Origin of the sequence: Streptomyces sp. NPDC053048, from assembly GCF_044547045.1 — a bacterium.
Lineage (GTDB): Bacteria > Actinomycetota > Actinomycetes > Streptomycetales > Streptomycetaceae > Streptomyces.
This window is the reverse complement of sequence record NZ_JBITZS010000012.1, coordinates 53,045-72,263: the sequence shown is the minus strand read 5'-3', so window position 1 is coordinate 72,263 and position 19,219 is coordinate 53,045. Positions and strand designations below refer to the sequence as shown.

Annotated in this window: 17 protein-coding genes; 4 read left to right on the top strand and 13 right to left on the bottom strand. The window is 72.5% G+C overall.

The genetic code is table 11. The annotated features are described in order from the left end of the window. Window positions 1-7: 7 nt before the first annotated feature. From ACIG36_RS29135 to pdhA, 6 genes are all read right to left on the bottom strand, one after another. Window positions 8-1,309: a nitrate/nitrite transporter gene (locus ACIG36_RS29135; protein WP_399934149.1), complete on the bottom strand. Its 1,302-nt coding sequence runs from the start codon at window positions 1,307-1,309 to the stop codon at window positions 8-10. Then, window positions 1,306-1,968, bottom strand: coding sequence for a GntR family transcriptional regulator (locus ACIG36_RS29130; protein WP_399934146.1), 663 nt, complete (start codon window positions 1,966-1,968; stop codon window positions 1,306-1,308). The genes ACIG36_RS29135 and ACIG36_RS29130 overlap by 4 nt, the downstream gene beginning before the upstream one ends. Window positions 1,969-2,074: 106 nt before the next feature. Continuing rightward, window positions 2,075-2,878 (bottom strand): helix-turn-helix transcriptional regulator, encoded by an 804-nt coding sequence (locus ACIG36_RS29125; RefSeq protein WP_399934143.1) that lies wholly within the window; start codon window positions 2,876-2,878, stop codon window positions 2,075-2,077. 320 nt (window positions 2,879-3,198) lie between these two features. Beyond that, window positions 3,199-4,653, bottom strand: a complete 1,455-nt coding sequence (locus ACIG36_RS29120; RefSeq protein ID WP_399934140.1) for a dihydrolipoamide acetyltransferase family protein — start codon at window positions 4,651-4,653, stop codon at window positions 3,199-3,201. A gap of 20 nt (window positions 4,654-4,673) precedes the next feature. Next, window positions 4,674-5,654 carry an alpha-ketoacid dehydrogenase subunit beta gene (locus ACIG36_RS29115; RefSeq protein WP_399934138.1) on the bottom strand — a complete coding sequence of 327 codons (981 nt, stop codon included), beginning with the start codon at window positions 5,652-5,654 and terminating at the stop codon, window positions 4,674-4,676. Window positions 5,655-5,656: 2 nt separating this feature from the next. Further along, on the bottom strand, window positions 5,657-6,802 hold the full coding sequence (gene pdhA / locus ACIG36_RS29110; RefSeq protein WP_399934135.1) for a pyruvate dehydrogenase (acetyl-transferring) E1 component subunit alpha: 1,146 nt from the start codon (window positions 6,800-6,802) through the stop codon (window positions 5,657-5,659). Between the two features lie 361 nt (window positions 6,803-7,163). Between pdhA and ACIG36_RS29105 the strand changes: the two genes are divergently transcribed. From ACIG36_RS29105 to ACIG36_RS29095, 3 genes are all read left to right on the top strand, one after another. Continuing rightward, window positions 7,164-7,823, top strand: coding sequence for a response regulator (locus tag ACIG36_RS29105; protein WP_399934133.1), 660 nt, complete (start codon window positions 7,164-7,166; stop codon window positions 7,821-7,823). 154 nt (window positions 7,824-7,977) lie between these two features. Next, the gene (locus ACIG36_RS29100; RefSeq protein ID WP_399934130.1) at window positions 7,978-8,394 is read left to right on the top strand and encodes a pyridoxamine 5'-phosphate oxidase family protein; all 417 of its coding nucleotides are present in this window, start codon (window positions 7,978-7,980) and stop codon (window positions 8,392-8,394) included. Window positions 8,395-8,409: 15 nt separating this feature from the next. Beyond that, a complete protein-coding gene (locus ACIG36_RS29095; protein WP_399934128.1) occupies window positions 8,410-9,462 on the top strand; it encodes a phosphotransferase in 1,053 nt (350 codons plus the stop codon). Between the two features lie 73 nt (window positions 9,463-9,535). Here the strand turns inward: ACIG36_RS29095 and ACIG36_RS29090 are convergent, their stop codons facing one another. Beyond that, window positions 9,536-11,143, bottom strand: a complete 1,608-nt coding sequence (locus ACIG36_RS29090) for a protein kinase (RefSeq protein ID WP_399934125.1) — start codon at window positions 11,141-11,143, stop codon at window positions 9,536-9,538. A gap of 332 nt (window positions 11,144-11,475) precedes the next feature. On the opposite strand from ACIG36_RS29090, the gene ACIG36_RS29085 reads away from it, so the two are divergent. After that, window positions 11,476-13,152 carry a protein kinase gene (locus ACIG36_RS29085; protein WP_399934122.1) on the top strand — a complete coding sequence of 559 codons (1,677 nt, stop codon included), beginning with the start codon at window positions 11,476-11,478 and terminating at the stop codon, window positions 13,150-13,152. 101 nt (window positions 13,153-13,253) lie between these two features. On the opposite strand, the gene ACIG36_RS29080 is transcribed toward ACIG36_RS29085, so the two are convergent. From ACIG36_RS29080 to ACIG36_RS29055, 6 genes are all read right to left on the bottom strand, one after another. Continuing rightward, on the bottom strand, window positions 13,254-13,814 hold the full coding sequence (locus ACIG36_RS29080) for a bacterial proteasome activator family protein (protein ID WP_399934119.1): 561 nt from the start codon (window positions 13,812-13,814) through the stop codon (window positions 13,254-13,256). Window positions 13,815-13,963: 149 nt separating this feature from the next. Then, window positions 13,964-14,485 carry a hypothetical protein gene (locus ACIG36_RS29075; RefSeq protein ID WP_399934116.1) on the bottom strand — a complete coding sequence of 174 codons (522 nt, stop codon included), beginning with the start codon at window positions 14,483-14,485 and terminating at the stop codon, window positions 13,964-13,966. A 118-nt stretch (window positions 14,486-14,603) separates the two neighbouring features. Continuing rightward, window positions 14,604-15,581, bottom strand: a complete 978-nt coding sequence (locus ACIG36_RS29070; protein ID WP_399934113.1) for an NAD(P)H-quinone oxidoreductase — start codon at window positions 15,579-15,581, stop codon at window positions 14,604-14,606. Between the two features lie 46 nt (window positions 15,582-15,627). Further along, a complete protein-coding gene (locus ACIG36_RS29065; protein ID WP_399934110.1) occupies window positions 15,628-16,701 on the bottom strand; it encodes a potassium channel family protein in 1,074 nt (357 codons plus the stop codon). Beyond that, entirely contained in the window at window positions 16,698-18,332 is a 1,635-nt protein-coding gene (locus tag ACIG36_RS29060) for a molybdopterin molybdotransferase MoeA (protein ID WP_399934107.1), read from the bottom strand. Before ACIG36_RS29060 ends, ACIG36_RS29065 begins: the two co-directional genes overlap by 4 nt. Further along, complete coding sequence (locus ACIG36_RS29055) at window positions 18,329-19,180, bottom strand: NTP transferase domain-containing protein (RefSeq protein WP_399934105.1); 852 nt, start codon at window positions 19,178-19,180, stop codon at window positions 18,329-18,331. The genes ACIG36_RS29060 and ACIG36_RS29055 overlap by 4 nt, the downstream gene beginning before the upstream one ends. Window positions 19,181-19,219 lie beyond the last annotated feature (39 nt).

Sequence of the window (19,219 nt, the reverse complement as noted above, 5' to 3'; positions counted from 1 at the left end):
CCCCGGTTCACACGGGCACGTGCACGGTCTCCACACGCGAGGCGACGATCCGCTCCCGCTCGCGCCGCTGGGCCCGGCCGCGCAGCCGCAGGATCTGGGTGAGTCCCAGCGCCTGGAGGACGAAGACTGAGGCGAAGGCGATCCGGTAGTTCCCGCCGGTCGCGTCGAGCAGCACGCCCACGGCCAGCAGCGTGGTGATGGAGGCGATGAAGCCGCCCATGTTGACGATGCCGGAGGCGGTGCCCTGCCGCTCGGGCGGGTTGGCGGGACGCGCGAAGTCGAAGCCGATCATCGAGGCGGGTCCGCAGGCGCCGAGCACCGCGCACAGCGTGATCAGCAGCCACATGGGGGCGTGCGCCCCGGGCCAGGCGAGGACCGCCGCCCACAGCAGGGCCGTCGCCGCCAGCGTGCCCAGCACCAGGGGCAGCCGGGCGGCGTGGTGGCGGCCGATGATCTGTCCATAGACCAGGCCGACCGCCATGTTGACCAGCACGATCAGCGTCAGCAGCGAGCCGGCCGTCCCGCGGGTGAGGCCCTGGGCCTCGACCAGGAACGGCATCCCCCACAGCAGGAGGAAGACCATCGCGGGGAACTGGGTGGTGAAGTGCGCCCACAGCCCCAGCCGGGTGCCGGGCTCGCGCCAGGCCCGCGCGATCTGTCGGCGGACGAAGCCCTTCGCGGGGCGCGGTCCCGGCGCGGGCTCGTGGCCCTCGGGGTGGTCCTTGAGGAAGGCCAGCATCAGGACGAGGACGACCACGCCCGCTCCGGCGCTGCCCGCGAAGGTCGCCGTCCAACCGGCGCTGTGCAGCAGCCGGGCCAGTACCAGCGTCGAGATCAGGTTGCCCGCCATTCCGAACAGGGCCGCCACCTGCGCGATCATCGGGCCGGTGCGGGCGGGGAACCAGCGCGCGCCCAGGCGCAGCACGCTGATGAACGTCATGGCGTCGCCGCAGCCGAGCAGCGCCCGGCAGGCGAGGGCGGCGGGGTAGGAGTGCGCGAGGGCGAAGCCCAGCTGTCCGGAGGTGAACAGCACGACGCCCAGGGCCAGCACCTTCCTGGTGCCGAGCCGGTCGACCAGCAGGCCGACGGGTATCTGCATTCCGGCGTAGACCAGGAGCTGGAGTATGGAGAAGGTCGACAGGGCCGAGGCGTTGATGCCGAAGCGGTCGGCGGCGTCGATGCCGGCGACGCCCAGGCTGGTCCGGAAGACGATCGCGACGAAGTAGACCGCGACGCCGGTCCCCCACACGGCCAGCACCCGGCGTCCGCCGGGTGGATCACCGGGCAGTGCCGGCGGGCCTGAGCTCATCGGGTCTCCCCCCGGGCCAGATTGCGGACCCAGCTGACGTGGCGGTCGACGACGGCGATCGCGGCGGCGGCGTCCCCGGAGCGCAGGGCCTCGAGGATCTCGGTGTGTTCGGCGATGTTCTTGGCGATCCGGTCGGGGTGGGCGTGCATCACGGCGACGCCCATCCGCAGCTGCCGGTCGCGCAGCTGCTCGTAGAGGCCGGACAGGATGCGGTTTCCGGCGCTGCGCACGATCTCGGCGTGGAAGGCGCGGTCGCTGAGGGAGACGGCGGCCAGGTCGCCGGCGGCGGCCTGGCGGCGCATGTCGGCGACCAGTTCCTCGAGGCGTTCGAGCAGCGCGGGCGGGGCCGGGACGGCCTTGGCGGCCGCGTGCTTCTCCACCAGCAGCCGGGTCTCCACCACGTCGGCGATCTCCTGGGCGGAGACGGCGAGCACGAGCGCCCCCTTCTTCGGGTAGAGCTTGAGCAGCCCCTCGCCCTCCAGCCGCAGCAGCGCCTCGCGCACAGGCGTCCGGGAGACCCCCACGGCCTCGGCGAGGTCGCCTTCGGTCAGGAGCGTGCCCCCTTCGTAGCGCCGTTGCAGTACGCCGTCCTTGACGTGCGCGTACACCCGCTCGGCGGCGGGGGGCTGTCTGACCTGGACGGCGGGTGCGGAAGACATGCGCACAGCATAGATACAACACAGATGCCTGGTGAGGGGGCGTCCGCGATCCGGACGATCGACGGGTTGTCAGAAATGCGCGGGCGTAACGGCCGTCGCGCTCCCGCTATACGCCGGCCCAGCCGTCGGCGGGGGTGATGAAGACGAACCGCAGGTCGGTGCGCTGTATGGGCAGCAGCACATGGGACGTCACCCGGATCTCGGCGTTCCCGTGGTACGGCAGGCGCAGCCTGAAGACATGACCGTCGCGGTGCTCGACGACGTCGTGCTCCTCGGCCCAGATGCGGCGGCAGTCGGCGTCGGCGTCCAGGATCTCGTGGACGAGGGCGCGCAGTTCCTCGTTGCGGGGGTTGCTGTTGGCGGCGACGCGCAGCATGGCGAGGTAGACGCGGGCGCAGCTGTTCTCCCAGTCGAGCATCTGCTCGCGGGCCTCGGGGTGCAGCAGGGCCCAGCGCATGAGGTTGGGCCGGGGGCGGCGCACCCACGGGAACCACTCGCCCATCAGGGAGTTGGTGGCGACGACGTTCCAGGCGACGTCGGAGAGGTAGGCGGGGTAGGAGACCTGCTGTTCGAGCAGGGCCTTGACGCCCGGGGGCAGGTCGGCGCGCGTCCCGGCCGGTTCCGGGGGGCGGCGGCCGGAGACGGCCAGGAAGAGGGTGAGCCGCTCGGCCTCGCCGAGCCGGAGCGCCTGGGCGACGCGCAGCAGGAACGCCTCGGAGAAGTCCTGGCGGCGGCCGGCCTCCAGGGCGCGGTACCAGCCCTCGCTGACGCCCGTCATCCGGGCCACGTGCTTCTGCGAAAGCCGACGGCCCGGTCTGGGAAACACCCCGCGCAGCTCCGGCACGGTCCTCGCGTCGACGCGTGCCCGCCAGGCGCGGAGCAGGCGACTGATGGATTCACCGTCGCCCATGTGGTCCACCTCGGCCGTCAAGGCGCGGCCTCCAATTCCGACAGTGCAAGTGTCGGTCAATCTTAAGTAAATTGCGCAGCACGGGCCATTCCACCCCCTGTGGGGGGTGGTGTCCCGAGGCCGCTCAGCACGCCGCCAGAGGGCCCGGACGACTGCTCCCTCCTCGCTGGAGGGGGGCGAGGAGTGGGTGTCCGGGCCCTCTGGCCTGTGCGTTTCTTCCGCCCTGAGGGGGCGGTTTTCCAGACCGGGGATGCGGTTTCGCGCCCGCATCCCCGGTCCGGATTCCGGCGTCCGGTGCTACGCCCGTTCCCCGTCCGGTGTTACGCCCAGGTGATCAGCCGCTGGGGGTTCTCGAGGACGGCCGCGATGTCGGCGAGGAAGCGGGAGCCCAGCTCGCCGTCGATCAGACGGTGGTCGAAGGACAGCGCCAGGGTGGTGACGTGGCGCGGCTTGACCTTGCCCTTGTGCACCCACGGCTGGAGCTTGATCGCGCCGACGGCCAGGATCGCGGACTCGCCCGGGTTGATGATGGGCGTGCCGGTGTCGACGCCGAAGACGCCGACGTTGGTGATCGTGACCGTGCCGCCGGACATGTCCGCCGGGCTCGTCCTGCCCTCACGGGCGGTGGCCACCAGGTCGGCCAGGGCCTGCGACAGCTCGGGGAGCGTCTTGGCCTGGGCCTCCTTGATGTTCGGGACGATCAGGCCGCGCGGGGTGGCGGCGGCGATGCCCAGGTTCACGTAGTCCTTGCGGACGATCTCCTGGTTGTCCTCGTCCCAGGCGGCGTTGACGTCCGGGTTGCGCCGGATCGCCACCAGCAGTGCCTTGGCGATCAGCAGCAGCGGGTTGATCCGCAGGCCCGCCATGTCGGGGTCGTCCTTGAGCTTCTGGACGAGCTTCATCGTGCGGGTGACGTCGACGGTGACGAACTCCGTGACGTGCGGCGCGGTGAAGGCGCTGGCCACCATGGCCTGGGCGGTGGCCTTGCGGACGCCCTTGACGGGGATGCGGGTCTCGCGGCCCTGCCAGGCGACCGGTGCGACCGGTGCCGCCGGCGCGGCCTCGGCGGCGGCGGGCTCGGCGACCGCTTCGGCGGCGGCCACCCGGGCGGAGACGGCGGCGTGGACGTCGTCACGGGTGACGACGCCGCCCTCGCCGGTCGGTACGACCGTCGCCAGGTCGACGCCCAGGTCCTTGGCCAGCTTGCGCACGGGCGGCTTGGCCAGCGGCCGGGCGGCGGCCGGTGCGGCGGCGGGCGCCGGGGCGGGAGCGGCCGGAGCCGGGTGCCCGTTCATCTCGGCCTGGATGGCGGCGGCCAGCGGCTGCGCCGCGGCGCCCGGCTGCGGCTTGCGCGCACGGCGCTTGGTGGAGGACGGCGCGGCGCCGTAGCCGACGAGCACGGCCTGGCGGCCCTGCTGCTCGGGCTCCTCCGCGAGCGCCGAGGCGGCCGAGCGCTCGGCGTGGGCGGCGGTCGAGGCCGGGGCCTCCTCCGCGGGCCCCGCGCCGGGCTGGGTGTCCACCGAGATGATCACCTGGCCGACGTCGACCGTCGTGCCCTCGCCGAAGCGCAGCTCGTGCACCACGCCGTCGAAGGGGATCGGCAGCTCCACGGCCGCCTTGGCGGTCTCGACCTCGCAGACCACCTGCCCGTCGGTGACGGGGTCGCCGACGCCCACGTACCACTTGAGGATCTCGGCCTCGGTCAGTCCCTCGCCCACGTCGGGCATCTTGAACTCGCGGAACCGCTGGCCGGTGTTGGCGGTGCTTGCAGTCATCGTCACGACTCTCCTCAGCCTCAGTACGCGAGCGCGCGGTCGACGGAGTCGAGCACCCGGTCCAGGCCCGGCAGGTACTCGTCCTCGAGCCGGGACGGCGGGTAGGGCGCGTGGTAGCCGCCGACCCGCAGGACCGGGGCCTCCAGGTGGTAGAAGCAGCGCTCGGTGATCCGGGCGGCGATCTCGGCACCGGAGCCGAAGAAGACGGGGGCCTCGTGGACGACGACCAGGCGGCGGGTCTTCTCCACGGACCGCTGGATGGCGTCGAAATCGATGGGCGAGACCGACCGCAGGTCCAGGACCTCCAGCGACTTGCCCTCCTCCTCGGCCGCGGCCGCGGCCTCCAGACAGGTCTTGACCATCGGCCCGTACGCGACCAGCGTCAGGTCGGTGCCCTCGCGGACGGTGCGGGCGGCGTGCAGCGGGCCCGGGATCGCGGCCGTGTCGACCTCGCCGCGGTCGTGGTAGCGGCGCTTGGGCTCGAAGTAGATGACCGGGTCGTCGCTCTGGATGGCCTGCTGCATCATCCAGTACGCGTCGGCGGCGTTCGACGGCGAGATCACCTTCAGGCCCGCGACGTGCGCGAACAGGGCCTCGGGCGACTCGCTGTGGTGCTCGACCGCGCCGATCGCGCCGCCGTAGGGGATGCGGATGACGACCGGCAGCTTGATCTTGCCGAGCGCGCGGGCGTGCATCTTCGCCAGCTGGGTGACGATCTGGTCGTAGGCGGGGAAGACGAACCCGTCGAACTGGATCTCCACCACCGGCCGGTAGCCGCGCAGCGCCATGCCGATGGCGGTGCCGACGATGCCCGACTCGGCGAGCGGGGTGTCGATGACCCGGTCCTCGCCGAAGTCCTTCTGCAGCCCGTCGGTGACGCGGAAGACGCCGCCGAGCTTGCCGACGTCCTCGCCCATGATCAGGACCTTGGGGTCGGTCTCCAGGGCGGTGCGCAGGGAGGCGTTGATCGCCTTGGCGATCGTGAGCTTCTCGGTGCTCATGACTACTTGCTCTCCTCTGCGAACGAAGCCTGGTACGCGGCGAACTGCGCGCGCTCCTCGTCGACCAGCGCGTGACCGTCGGCGTAGGTGTGCTCGAACATCGCCAGGTGGTCGGGGTCGGGCATGGTGCGCACGGTGTCGCGCACCCGCTTGGCGAGCGCGTCGCTCTCGGTCTCGAGCGCCGCGAAGAACTCCTCGTCCGCCAGGCCCTGCTTCTCCAGGTACGCGCGCAGGCGCAGGATGGGGTCCTTGGCCTCCCACAGCTCCCGCTCCTCGTCGCGGCGGTAGCGGGTGGGGTCGTCGGAGGTGGTGTGGGCGCCCATGCGGTAGGTGAACGCCTCGACCAGCATCGGGCCCTCGCCGGTGCGGGCGCGCTCCAGCGCGGCCTTGGTCACGGCGAGCACGGCCAGCACGTCGTTGCCGTCCACCCGGACGCCGGGGAAGCCGTAGCCCTGGGCGCGCTGGTAGAGCGGGACGCGGGTCTGCCGCTCGGTGGGCTCGGAGATCGCCCACTGGTTGTTCTGGCAGAAGAAGACGACCGGCGCGTTGTAGACGGCCGCGAAGGTGAAGGCCTCGGCCACGTCGCCCTGGCTGGAGGCGCCGTCGCCGAAGTAGGCGATCACGGCGGAGTCGGCGCCGTCCTTGGCGATGCCCATCGCGTAGCCGGTCGCGTGCAGCGCCTGCGAGCCGATGACGATGGTGTAGAGGTGGAAGTTGTTCTCGTTGGGATCCCAGCCGCCGTGGTTGACGCCGCGGAACATGCCCAGCAGGTTCGTCGGGTCGACCCCGCGGCACCAGGCCACGCCGTGCTCGCGGTAGGTCGGGAAGACGTAGTCGTCGTCGCGCGTCGCACGGCCGGAGCCGATCTGCGCGGCCTCCTGGCCCAGCAGCGAGGCCCACAGACCCAGTTCGCCCTGGCGCTGCAGCGTCGTCGCCTCGCCGTCGAAGCGGCGGGTCAGCACCATGTCGCGGTACAGACCACGCAGTTCCTCGGGCGACAGGTCGATGGAGTAGTCCGGGTGCTCGACCCGCTCGCCCTCCGGCGTCAGCAGCTGTACGAGCTCGGGCTCGCCGGCCGCCTTCTTGGCGCCGGCGCGCTTGCTGCTGCTGCGTCGTGGCTTGCGCGCGGCAGTGCTGTCCACGGTCACGTGTGCTCCTCCGTCTGTCCGGCCCCCGGGGTCGCCGGCGGCCAGAGGGGGTCTCTCCACCGCCAGGCGGAGAGAGGCTCGCTCGATCCCCGACGGCACACGGGGTGGGTGTGCCGAGGCCGGAACCGGGCGTGACAGGTCGCCCCGGCGAATGGCCTGCAATAAGCACGTTACCCAGTACGCGGCATTCCTGCGAAACCCCGCCTGACCTGCGATTTTGCTTGGATTTCCAAGTAAATCGAGAAAGCCGGGCCAATGCGGGGGCCAATCCACTGGTCAGCGCCTTGCGAGCCGCCGGAACGGGGGCACGTTATCCCGGAGGACAAGAGCAGGGGAAGAGCCGATGTGTGAGACTGGCTGCGTGCGCGAACAAGGAAAAATCACGGTATTTCTGCTTGACGACCATGAAGTCGTACGTCGCGGCGTCCATGAGTTGCTCGCGTCCGAAGAGGACATCGAGGTGGTCGGCGAGGCCGGCACCGCAGCGGACGCACTCGTGCGCATTCCCGCCACCCGGCCCGACGTCGCCGTACTGGACGTTCGCCTTCCGGATGGCAGTGGAGTCGAAGTATGCCGTGAGATCCGTTCGCAGGACGAAAACATCAAATGCCTGATGCTCACCTCCTACGCCGATGACGAGGCGCTCTTCGACGCCATCATGGCGGGCGCGGCCGGCTATGTCCTCAAGGCCATTCGGGGCAATGAGCTGCTCTCGGCCGTCCGTGACGTGGCCGCCGGGAAATCCCTGCTGGACCCGGTGGCGACCGCCCGGGTGCTGGAACGGCTGCGCGACGGCAAGGCCTCGGGCGGCGACAACCGGCTCGCCTCCCTCACCGAGCAGGAGCGCCGCATTCTCGACCTGATCGGCGAGGGCCTGACCAACCGCGCCATCGGCGAGCGCCTGCACCTGGCGGAGAAGACCATCAAGAACTACGTCTCCAGCCTGCTCTCCAAACTGGGCATGGAACGCCGCTCCCAGGCGGCGGCCTACGTGGCCCGTCTCCAGGCGGAGAAGCGCTAGGGCGTATCCGATGGGCCCGTGCCGACCGGTCGGCCACGCCCTAGGGACCAAGGGCCCTGCGCACATAGGGGCGGGTGCCTCTACGTGCCCGGCGTACGGCGGTGCACAGTGGTGCCCATGCTTGCAGCGCCTTCCGATCCCTCCGAGCCCTCCGATGAATAACCGGGCACTCGAACTACTGGCCCGCACCCCGTACGGGCGGGTGTCGGTCAGCATGCGCGCACTCCCGTTCGTGACCGTCGCCCGGCACATCGTCGTCGACGGGCGGGTGCTGCTGCGGCTGCACGGCGGCTTCGGCTACGCCCAGGCCTGCGACGGCAGCGTGGTGGCCTACGGCGCCGACAACCTCGCCGGGCGCGAGGAGGGCGACGAGTCGGTGTGGACCGTGGAGTTCGTCGGCACGGCCCGGATCTTCGTCCCCGGCCCGGCGGAACTGGATCTCTTCGGCCGCGCCCCGCACACCGCCGACGACGCGCCCTTCATTCCCGAATACCTGTGCATAGAACCTCAGTTCATCTCATTGCACCACCTCGAAGGCGTACCCGCGCGACGGGTCGAGCACTCAGCGTGAACTAACATTTGGGGCGTGCCGCGCTCACTTGTCACCGATGCCCCACCCGACACCGGCCCCGACACCGGCACCCTGCGCACGCTCCTGCGCCGCTACGACGGCGCCGGCGAGCCCGTGGCCTGCGAAACGCTGACCGAAGGCCTCCTCAACCGCGGCTACCGCCTCTCCACCACCCGCGGCCGCTTCTTCCTCAAGCACCACCTGGACGGCGACCGCGAGGCCATCGCCCGCCAGCACGAGGTCACCCGCCGCCTGGACGCCCTGGGCCTGCCCGTCGCCCCGCCCGTCGCCGACGCCGACGGCAACACCGTCGCCGTCCTCGGCGGCCGCTGCTACGCCCTGCACCCCTGGATCGAGGGCCACCACCGCGACGGCGGCGAGCTCACCTCGGCCCAGTCCGACCGGCTGGGCACCCTGCTGGGCCATGTGCACCTGTGCCTGGAGGAGGTCATGGAGGGCCCCGAGGGCGGCTGTACGGGCCCGCTGGGCGGCTCGGACGCCGCGGCGGCGCCCGAGGACACCTTCGCCCTCATCGAGGAGCTCCTGGGCCTCGTACGGGCCCGTCCGCGCGATTCCTTCGACGAACTGGCCGAGCACCGCCTCGTCGAGCGCCGCGCCCTGCTGGAACGGCACGCCCACCGCCGTCCGCCGCCCGCCGCGACCCCGGCCCGGGGCTGGGTGCACGGCGACTTCCACCCGCTCAACCTGCTCTACCGGGGCGGCGAGCCCGCCGCGATCGTCGACTGGGACCGGCTGGGCGTCCAGCCGCGCGCCGAGGAGGCGGTGCGCGCGGCGGTGATCTTCTTCCTGAAGCCCGACGGCACGCTGGACCTGGCGAAGCTGCGGCCGTACTCGCGCGCGTACCGCCGCGCGACCGGCGCCGACGCGGCCGAACTGGCCGCGGCGGTGCACCGGGTGTGGTGGGAACGGCTCAACGACTTCTGGATGCTGCGCTGGCGCTATCAGCTCGGCGACCTGCGCGCCGACCCCGGTTTCCCGGCCTCGGCGGCGCTGTCGGTGTGGTGGACGCGCGCGTACGAGTCGGTACGGGAGGCGTTCACCGACTGAGCGGCGCTAGCGGACCGAAAACGACCGAGCCGGGCCACGGGGGCCCGGCTCGGTCGATTCAGTTATGGGTGGTTCAGCCGCCGGTCGGGCCCTGGTTGGTGGTGCCCTGGGTGGCCGGGTCGGCGGTCGGCGGGTTGGGGCCCTGCGTCGGCGGCTTGTTGTCGCCCGTCGGGCCGGTGGACGGCTGGTTCGACGGCTGCGGGTCCGGCGACGGCTGGCCCGTCGGGGGGCCCGTCGGCGGCTGCGTCTGCGGGTCCTTGGTCGGCCAGTTGCCCGTGTCGTTGTCCGAGTCCGAGTCGCTGTCCCGCTCACCGGTGCCGCCGGTGGTGCCGCCCTGCTCGTGAGGCGTAGGACTCTGCTTCTTCGGGTCCTTACTGCTGTTGGCGCTCGGCGAGGTGGAGACGGTGGACTGCCTCGGCTCGTTCTTCTCGCTCTTGCCGGCGGTGGCGTTGCTGTTCTTGATCACGAACGCGATGCCCGCCACGACCGCGACCAGCGCCAGTGCGGCCATCAGCCACACCTTGCCCTTGCCGCTGCCGCCCGGACGGCGGCTGCCGGGGCCGCCGTTGTAGCCGTCGAAGCCACCGCTGTCGGCGCCCTGCCGCTGCGGCAGGATCGGCTGCTGCGAGGTGTCGCCGTGCTGCGGGTGCGGCATGGCCGTGGTGGCGCCCATGCCGGCGCCGCCGATCACCTGTGTGGCGGCGGTGGCGTGGTCGATGGGGCCGGTGTTCCACACGCCCGTGTGGCTGCCGGCGTCGTGCAGCATCTGCAGCCCGTACTGGACCAGCCCGCGCATCTCCTCGGCGCTCTGGAACCGGTCGTCCGGGTCCTTGGCCAGGGAGCGCATGACGAGCCCGTCCAGCTCCGGCGGCACCGTCTCCAGCACCTGGGACGGCGGCACCGCGGTGTCCTGGACGTGCTGGTAGACCACCGACAGCGGGGTCTCGCCGGTGAACGGCGGGCGCAGGGCCAGCAGTTCGTACAGCAGACAGCCGGTCGCATAGAGGTCCGAGCGGGCGTCGACGGTCTTGCCGAGGGCCTGCTCGGGCGAGAGGTACTGCGGGGTGCCCATGACCATGCCGGTCTGGGTCATGGTGGACGCCGCGCCGTGCAGGGCGCGGGCGATGCCGAAGTCCATGACCTTGACGGCGCCCGTGTTGGTGATGATCACGTTGGCGGGCTTGATGTCGCGGTGCACGATGCCGTGCTGGTGGCTGTAGGCCAGCGCCTCGAGCACGCCCGAGACGATGATCAGCGCCTGCTCGGGCGGCGGGGCCTCGGCGTTGAGCAACAGGTCGCGAATGGTGCGGCCTTCGACCAGCTCCATGACGATGTACGGCACGACGTTGCGGCCGACGGTGTCCTCGCCGGAGTCGTAGACGGCGACCACGGCGTGGTGGTTCAGGCCGGCGACCGACTGTGCCTCGCGGGTGAAGCGGGCCTTGGAGACCGGGTCCTCGGCGAGGTCGGCGCGGAGCAGCTTCACCGCCACCGTGCGGCCGAGGCGCACGTCCTCGGCGGCGAAGACCTCGGCCATGCCGCCGCGGCCCAGTCGGTGGGTGAGGCGGTAGCGGCCGTCGCCGACCAGTCCGCCGTTACCCCACATTTCAGGCACATCGGGCATTCCGCCCCCGTTGGCGTCAGGGTCGGACGGACCCTGGGCGCTCTGCGTCTGTGCCATCAGTCCTCGCCGTCGTATCTGGTCCGCTCGCATCGGAGGCGATCGCGCGGGTGGAACTCGAGAAAGCTGTCTTCCGCTAAGGCACGCTACAGCCTCCGGGCCACGTGCCGGTCCGGGATGGACCGGCTATCAAACCCGTACCGGCACGAGCAAGGCAAATCCCGTGACACCTTGTCGCGCATCCGGTCACGGAACGGGCACGCGGCTTGACGTGCCCGTGGCCTGGGGCAGACTTGGCCGGGATACGACGAAGAACAGCTGGATCAGACCTTTGAGCAGGCCCCACGGTGAGCCTGTTCGAGCAGGCAGTGCGCCGAGGGGGAAGTAACACCATGAGCCAGGACGGCGCACAGGGCCGTTACGCGGGACGATCTGTCGGCGGCGGCCGCTACCAGCTGCGCGATCTGCTCGGCGAGGGCGGCATGGCGTCCGTGCACCTGGCCTACGACTCGGTCCTGGACCGCCAGGTCGCGATCAAGACCCTGCACACCGAGCTGGGCCGCGAGTCCTCCTTCCGCGAGCGCTTCCGGCGCGAGGCGCAGTCGGTGGCCAAGCTCACGCACACCAACATCGTCTCGGTGTTCGACACGGGCGAGGACGACCTGGACGGGTCGACCATGCCGTACATCGTCATGGAGTACGTCGAGGGCCAGCCGCTGCGCTCGGTGCTCGACGCGGACGTCGCCCAGTACGGCGCGATGCCCACCGAGAAGGCGTTGAAGATCACAGCCGATGTGCTCGCCGCGCTCGAGGTCAGCCACGAGATGGGCCTGGTCCACCGCGACATCAAGCCCGGCAACGTGATGATGACCAAGCGCAACGTGGTCAAGGTCATGGACTTCGGCATCGCCCGCGCCATGCAGTCCGGCGTCACCTCGATGACGCAGACCGGCATGGTCGTCGGCACCCCGCAGTACCTCTCGCCCGAGCAGGCCCTGGGACGCGGTGTGGACGCCCGTTCCGACCTGTATTCGGTCGGGATCATGCTCTTCGAGCTGCTGACGGGCCGGCTGCCGTTCGACGCGGACTCGCCGCTGGCCATCGCCTACGCGCACGTCCAGGAGGAGCCGGTCGCGCCCTCCACGATCAACCGGTCGATCCCGCCGGCCGTGGACGCGCTCGTCCTGCGCGCTCTGAAGAAGAACCCGAACGAGCGCTTCCCGAGCGCCGAGGCGATGCGTGACGAGTGCGCGCGCGTGGCGGGCACGGCGATGTCGGCGCCCTCGCCGATCATCATCGCGGGCGGCCCCCCGGCCCGCAGCGGCGCCGGCGTCAGCTCGGCCGTCTTCCCGCCCGTGGACGGCCAGACGCCCGCTCCCGGGCCGCAGAGCGTCCAGACCCCGTACCAGCCCCAGTCCACCGCCCAGAGCCCGTACAACGGCGGCTACGGCCCCTCCACGCCCGCTCCGGGCCCCCAGGGCTACGCCACGACCCCGCAGCCGTACCAGCCCGGTCCGAGCACGCCGCCGCCCTACACCTCTCCCTCGGCGCCCGCCTCGGGCGGTTCCGGTGGAAAGAGCAACAAGCCGGTCCTCATCGGCTCGGGTGTCGTCGCGGTGCTCGCGGTCATCGGCGTCATCGCCGCCATCGCCCTGAACGGCGGCGGCAAGAAGAACGAGGCCGACGACAAGCCCACCCAGGCCCCGTCCTCGGCCACCACGGGCGGCGGCGTCACCGCCGGCGGCACGGGCGGCGCCACCGGCGGCACCCAGGCGAAGGTCAAGGAAGGCGACAAGTCCAAGACCATCGACGCCGAGCGGTGCACGAAGGCCTACGACAACTACCGGGACAAGACCAAGAAGAGCGCCCCGGACTTCAAGTACATCTACATCGACTCGGTGAAGGCGTGCCTCGTCGCCGCCGGATGGAAGTACCGGGTCGACACGGTGAACGAGAACACGTGGGGCAAGGGCACCGTGATGACCCAGCTCCCCGACTCGGGCGACCCCTTCGACCCGAACACCGGCCAGTTCGTGCTGACCGTCTCGACGGGTGAGGCGCCTTCCTAGAACCTGGGGGCGTGTACGGCGAGGGCCGGTTGTCGCATCGACAACCGGCCCTCGCCGTACCTGCGTCCTACGTCCGGACGTCCGCCCTGGCCTGTCGGGGCCTACAGGTACGGGCCCGAGCGGGCGCCGCCGTGCTGCTGGGCGTCGTGCTCGTCGTCGCCCGCCACACCGGCCGGCAGGGCCCGGCGCATCTGCTCCAGCTGGGCTCGTGCGGCCATCTGCTGGGCGAACAGCGCGGTCTGGATGCCGTGGAAGAGCCCCTCGAGCCAGCCGACCAACTGGGCCTGCGCGATGCGCAGTTCCGCCTCGGTCGGGATCGTCTCGTCCGTGAAGGGCAGCGACAGGCGCTCCAGCTCCTCGACGAGCTCGGGAGCGAGCCCGTCCTCCAGCTCCTTGACGGAGCTGTGGTGGATCTCCTTGAGCCTGACGCGGCTCGCCTCGTCCAGAGGTGCGGCGCGCACCTCCTCCAGCAGCTGCTTGATCATGCTGCCGATGCGCATGACCTTGGCGGGCTGTTCCACCATCTCCGTCACCGGGACCTCGCGCGACTCGTCGTCGCCCTCCCCGCCGCCGGGGCTGGCGCTGCCGAGAGCCATGCCGTCCGGGCCTACGACCAGGACGTGCGGGCTCTCCTGCGACCGTTCATTCCTCGGCATATCCATGCCGCCATTCTCTCGCACAGGTGATTTCCCCCTGGTGATGCCCCCGTACACACCTGATCCAACGCGGGGGCGCGCGGGGGCGCACGACTTTCCGGGGCGCACGCCCGTTCCGTCCGGTCCGGCGCGCCCCCGCCGGGCCGCCGGGCGGCCTACCGCCGCCGCAGGCGCAGTCCGATGAAGCCCAGCCCGAGCCCGGCGAGCGCCATGCCCGTGCCCAGCGGCAGCACCCGCATCACCCGCTCCCGGTCGGTGGCGCCGGCGTCCTGCCGCTCCCGCTCCGGCGCGGCACGGCGGGCGGGGGCGCGCGGCGGCCCAGGGTGGGGGCTGGGCCCTTCCTCGGCCGCCGTCTGCTCCCGCTCGTCCGCCGGCTGCTGTCCGTCCTGCGGGTGCGGGGCGCGCGGCGACCGGATGCCCGGCCGCCCGGACGGGGACGGTTCGGCCGCCCGGCCCGGGTGCTCACGCCCCACGCCGGCCACGGTTCCGGCCAGTTCACTGGCTCCGGGTGACGGCGGCGAGGACGGGAAGACCGTGGTGGACGTCGTGGCCGGGACGGGCGCCGAAGGAGGCGGGGCCGAGGGGTCCGGATCGTCCGCCCGCGCGGCCCCGGTGGATATCAGCGCGGCCGACACCGCCAGCCCGACCAGGACCGCCGCCCGTGCTGCACCGTCCATGTCGCACCCTCCGCGAGAGTCACCCCCCTACGGACATCCCCACCCTCACACGCGCTGTGCCACGGGGCGCGCTGAGCGGCCGGTCGGGTGACGGCGGGCGAGCCCGGCCGGTGGCTCCTCACGTAGTGAGGAGCACCTTGCCGACGTGGGAGCTCTCCTCGAGCACCCGGTGCGCCGTCACCGCTTCCCGCAGCGGCAGCGTGCGGTCGACGACCGCCCGTACCCGCCCTCCGGCGATCAGCGGCCACACGTGCTCGCGCACGGCGGCCACGATTGCCGCCTTCTCCGCGAGCGGCCGGGCGCGCAGCGAAGTGCCCGCCACCGCCGCGCGCTTGGTGAGCAGCGCGGCCAGGTCCAGTTCGGCCTTGCGGCCTCCCTGGAGGCCGATGATGGTCAACCTGCCATTGACGGCGAGGGCGTCGATGTTCTGGGCGAGGTACTTGGCCCCGATGATGTCGAGGATGACGTCCGCGCCGATGCCGCCGGTCACCTTGTGCAGTTCCTCGACGAAGTCCTGCTGCCGGTAGTCGATGAGGATGTCCGCGCCCAGTTCGCGGCAGCGCTCCAGCTTGTCCTGTCCGCCGGCCGTGACCGCGACCCGGGCGCCGACCGCCTTGGCCAGCTGCACGGCCATCGTGCCGATGCCGCTGCCGCCGCCGTGCACCAGGAACGTCTCGCCGGGGCGCAGTCCGGCCACCATGAACACGTTCGACCAGACGGTGGCGGTCACCTCCGGCAGCGACGCCGCCGAGACGAGGTCCATCCCGTCGGGCACGGGCAGCAACTGGCCCGCCGGCGCGCAGACCTTCTCCGCGTAGCCGCCGCCGGCCAGCAGCGCGCACACCTCGTCGCCGACCGACCAGCCGCTCACGCCCGGCCCCAGCGCCGCGATCCGGCCGGAGACCTCCAGCCCCGGGTAGGGGGAGGCACCGGGCGGCGGGTCGTAGAAGCCCTGCCGCTGCACCACGTCGGCGCGGTTGACGCCGCTGGCCACAACGTCGATCAGGACCTCGCCCTCGGCGGGCACGGGGTCGGGGACCTCGGCCCACACCAGGGCCTCGGGTCCGCCGGGAACGGGAATGGTGATCGCATGCATGCTGGCGAAACTACTACCGGCGGCATCCGAATTCCCGGGGCGCGCGCTACTCCTCGGTGCCGGCCGGGCGCGCCCGCACGATCGTGATCAGCCGGTCCGTGGCCTTGAGCGGGCTCGCCTCCGGGTCGTCGTAGCCGAGCAGCCGGTGGCCGCGCAGCACGGACACCACGAGGTCGTCCGTGTCGCGCACCATGCGCCCCACCTCGGCCTTGACGACGGGCCGTTCGACGAGGTCGAGGCCACTGCCCTTCTGGATCAGGTCCTCCATGACGGTGCCGGCGCTGGGGCTGAGCACGGACATGCCCAGCAGCCGGCCCGCGGCGCTGGCGCTGGTGATGACCGCGTCCGCTCCGGACTGCCGCAGCAGCGGGGCGTTCTCCTCCTCCCGCACGGCGGCGACGATCTTCGCGGCACGGTTGAGCTGACGGGCGGTCAGGGTGACGAGGACGGCAGTGTCGTCGCGCTGGGTGGCGATGATGATCTGCCGGGCCTTCTGGACCTCGGCGCGCAGCAGGACGTCGCTGCGGGTCGCGTCCCCCACCACGCCCGCGTAGCCGTGGGCGGTGGCCGCCTCGACGACCTTGGGGTTGGGGTCGACGACGACGATCCTCTCCTTCTCGCGGATCGAGGCGGCCGGCCCGCAGATCGTCTGCGCGGCCGAACGGCCCTTGGTGCCGAAGCCGACGACGACGGTGTGATCTCTCAAAGCGGACCTCCATCGGGTCAAACGCCATTGCTCGCGGGTGCGCTCGGTGAGGACCTCGAGGGTGGTGCCGACCAGGATGATCAGGAAGAGGACACGGAGGGGCGTCACCAGCAGCACGTTCGTCAGCCGGGCGCTGTCGCTGTAGGGGACGATGTCGCCGTATCCGGTGGTGGACAGGGTGACGGTGGAGTAGTAGACGGCGTCGAGGAAGTCGACGCTGTTGTCGGCGTTGTCGTGGTAGCCGGCCCGGTCGGTGTAGACGATGAAGACCGTGGCGACCATGACGCCCAGGGCGAGCAGCAGACGCCGGCCGACCTGCCGTATCGGGGCCACGGTGTAGCGCGGCAGCAGGACCCGGAAGTCGCTCTCGTGATGGCTCTCGCGCGCCGCGGCGTCGTGGCGGGGGAGGTTCACCGGCCGCCTCCCGGGTACGGGCCCGTCTCCGGGACCGGGCCGACCGGGCCCAGGTCCAGGAGGTCGATTGCGTCGCCGCGTTCTGCGCCGCCCGGCGGGACGACGGCCAGCGCCTCGGCGGCCGCGAGGCCGCGCAGCATGGCCGGGCCGTGGAAGCGCAGCGGGTGGGCTCCGCCGGCGCGCAGCACCACGGGGACGAGCCGGGTGTGGGTGGGGTGGCCGGGGACGGCCTCGGTGAGCCCGGCCCGGCGCGGCTCGGCCGGCGGGCGACCCGCGAGCGTGCGCAGCAGGGGGCCGGCGAGGGTGTGCAGGCCCGCGACGGCGGCGAGGGGGTTGCCGGGCAGGCCCACCAGGTGCCGTCCCGGTGTGAGGCGGGCGAGCAGCATGGGGTGGCCCGGACGGACGGCGACGCCGTCGACCAGCAGCTCGGCGCCGAGCCGGCGCAGCGTGGGGTGGACGTGGTCGACGGGGCCCGCGGCCGTGCCGCCGGTGGTCACGACGACGTCGGCGTCGCTGGCCTCCAGGGCGGCGCGCAGCGCCGTCTCGTCGTCGCCCAGGCAGCGGGTCGCGGTCACCTCGGCGCCCAGCGCGCGCAGCCAGGGGGTGAGCATGGGGCCGAGGGCGTCGCGGATGAGCCCGTCGTGGGGGAGCCCCTCGCGCAGCAGTTCGTCGCCGAGGACCAGCACCTCGACGCGGGGCCGGGGGACGACGCGCAGCTGGTCGTACCCGGCGGCCGCGGCCAGCCCGAGCACGGCGGGGGTGACGGGCGTGCCGGCGGGCAGCAGTTCGTCGCCCGTGCGGCACTCCTGGCCCTTGGGGCGGATGTCCTGGCCCTGGGTGAGGTGCCGGCTCGCGTACAGCTCCTCGTCGAGCCGCACGGTGCCGTGCTCGCTGCGCAGGACGGCGGTGGCGCCGGGCGGTACGCGGGCGCCGGTGGCGATGCGCACGGCCTCGCCGTCGCCGATCGGGCCGGCGTCGGCGCGGCCGGCGAGGACCCCGGCGTCGTCCTTGGGCAGCCGCCAGGGGCCGGGGCCGGCGACGGCCCAGCCGTCCATGGCGGAGGTGTCGAAGGACGGCAGGTCGGTGAGCGCGGTCAGCCGCACGGCGAGCAGATGCCCGAGGGCGTCCCCCAGGGGACGCACGGAGGGTGCGAGGGGCCGGGCGGCCTGGGCGGCGGTACGGCGGGCTGCGGCCCAGGAGGGGTGCGTCTGTGGCATGGCGTCCGGCGTGGCGTCTGGCGTGGCGTCTGACATGGGGGGATCCGCCGGGGGGGTAGACACGGCGGGTGCGGGGAGGGCCGGAATGGCGGGATGCCTATGCTGCCGCTCTTCGTCCCGCTCTTCGCTTCGCCGCATCGTGTCGTAGAACCGGACGCCCGCGAAGGGCACGTCGAGCTCGTCGCCGGGGGTGTCGGCTGCGGCGGTGCCGGCTCGGGCGGGGGTGGGCGCTGCGGCGGTCTCGGCCTCGAACGGGTCCTCGACGAAGTCGAAGAAACCGGCCGAGCCCAATGAGAGGTGATCACTGGTCGAGCCCGGCACGGCGCCGGGCCCGGCACGGCGCTCGTCGGCCACGAGGGCCAGCGCCTCGTCCGTGGCCCGGTCGAGGCCCGCGTCGCCTTCCCGCCCGCTCATGACGCGCCGTCCGGCTTCCGGCCTTCTTCCGCCCACCGCGCGGCCAGCGCCCCGGCCTCGCGGATCGCCTGGGCCACCGCCTCCGGCCCGCCGCCGCGTTGCGCGGCCACGTAACCGACGAGGAAGGTCGTCAGGGGCGCGGCGGGCCGCGCCACGCCGTGCGCGGCGTCGCGGGCGAGGTCGAGGAGGCCGGCCGTGTCGACGTCGAGTTCGATGCCGAGCTCGGCCTTGGCAGCGGAGATCCATTCATCCAGCACGCTCCCATCGTCCCTGATGCGCGCGCGGGCGGTGCCGATGTCCTCCCAGGTGTCGCAGTCGAAGGACGCGGTGGGGTGGTGGACGCGGGCGAGCGAGAGCTCGGTGGTGAGCAGCCGCACCGGCAGGCCGGTGAGCGTGCCGTGCTCGGCGGCGAGCAGCCCGAGCTCGCGCCGCAGCGACTCGGTGCGGTACGCGGCCACCAGCGGCTGCTCCCGCCCGCCGGGGTCGGTCAGGACGACGCCGTCGGCCGCTGCCGCAGTCTCGAGCTCCGCGAGCAGGTCCGTTGTGGTCCGCGCGTCCAGGAACGGCAGGTCGGCCGAGAGGACGAGCACCCGCTCGGCCCGGACGCGGCGCAGACCGGCGTCCAGCGCGGCCAGGGGGCCGCCGCCGGCGGGCTCCTCGCGGCACCAGGTCACCAGGCGGACCGTGGGACGGCGTGGCCCCACCACCACGGTGCGCCCGGCGCCGCCGCAGGCGCCCAGCACCCGGTCGAGGAGGGCCCGCCCGCCCACACGGACGCCGGGCTTGTCCGCCCCGCCCAGGCGCCGTGCGGCGCCTCCGGCGAGCACTACCGCGTCGTAAACCGTCATCCGTCGAGTATGGCCAACGGCGCCCCGCGGGAGCCGTCG

Bases quoted from the DNA above. Each gene is read 5' to 3' on its own strand.
- ACIG36_RS29135 (WP_399934149.1), bottom strand. From the start codon at position 1,309: ATGAGCTCAGGCCCGCCGGCACTGCCCGGTGATCCACCCGGCGGACGC.
- ACIG36_RS29130 (WP_399934146.1), bottom strand. From the start codon at position 1,968: ATGTCTTCCGCACCCGCCGTCCAGGTCAGACAGCCCCCCGCCGCCGAG.
- ACIG36_RS29125 (WP_399934143.1), bottom strand. From the start codon at position 2,878: ATGGGCGACGGTGAATCCATCAGTCGCCTGCTCCGCGCCTGGCGGGCA.
- ACIG36_RS29120 (WP_399934140.1), bottom strand. From the start codon at position 4,653: ATGACTGCAAGCACCGCCAACACCGGCCAGCGGTTCCGCGAGTTCAAG.
- ACIG36_RS29115 (WP_399934138.1), bottom strand. From the start codon at position 5,654: ATGAGCACCGAGAAGCTCACGATCGCCAAGGCGATCAACGCCTCCCTG.
- ACIG36_RS29100 (WP_399934130.1), top strand. From the start codon at position 7,978: ATGAATAACCGGGCACTCGAACTACTGGCCCGCACCCCGTACGGGCGG.
- ACIG36_RS29090 (WP_399934125.1), bottom strand. From the start codon at position 11,143: ATGGCACAGACGCAGAGCGCCCAGGGTCCGTCCGACCCTGACGCCAAC.
- ACIG36_RS29085 (WP_399934122.1), top strand. From the start codon at position 11,476: ATGAGCCAGGACGGCGCACAGGGCCGTTACGCGGGACGATCTGTCGGC.
- ACIG36_RS29080 (WP_399934119.1), bottom strand. From the start codon at position 13,814: ATGGATATGCCGAGGAATGAACGGTCGCAGGAGAGCCCGCACGTCCTG.
- ACIG36_RS29075 (WP_399934116.1), bottom strand. From the start codon at position 14,485: ATGGACGGTGCAGCACGGGCGGCGGTCCTGGTCGGGCTGGCGGTGTCG.
- ACIG36_RS29070 (WP_399934113.1), bottom strand. From the start codon at position 15,581: ATGCATGCGATCACCATTCCCGTTCCCGGCGGACCCGAGGCCCTGGTG.
- ACIG36_RS29060 (WP_399934107.1), bottom strand. From the start codon at position 18,332: ATGAGCGGGCGGGAAGGCGACGCGGGCCTCGACCGGGCCACGGACGAG.
- ACIG36_RS29055 (WP_399934105.1), bottom strand. From the start codon at position 19,180: ATGACGGTTTACGACGCGGTAGTGCTCGCCGGAGGCGCCGCACGGCGC.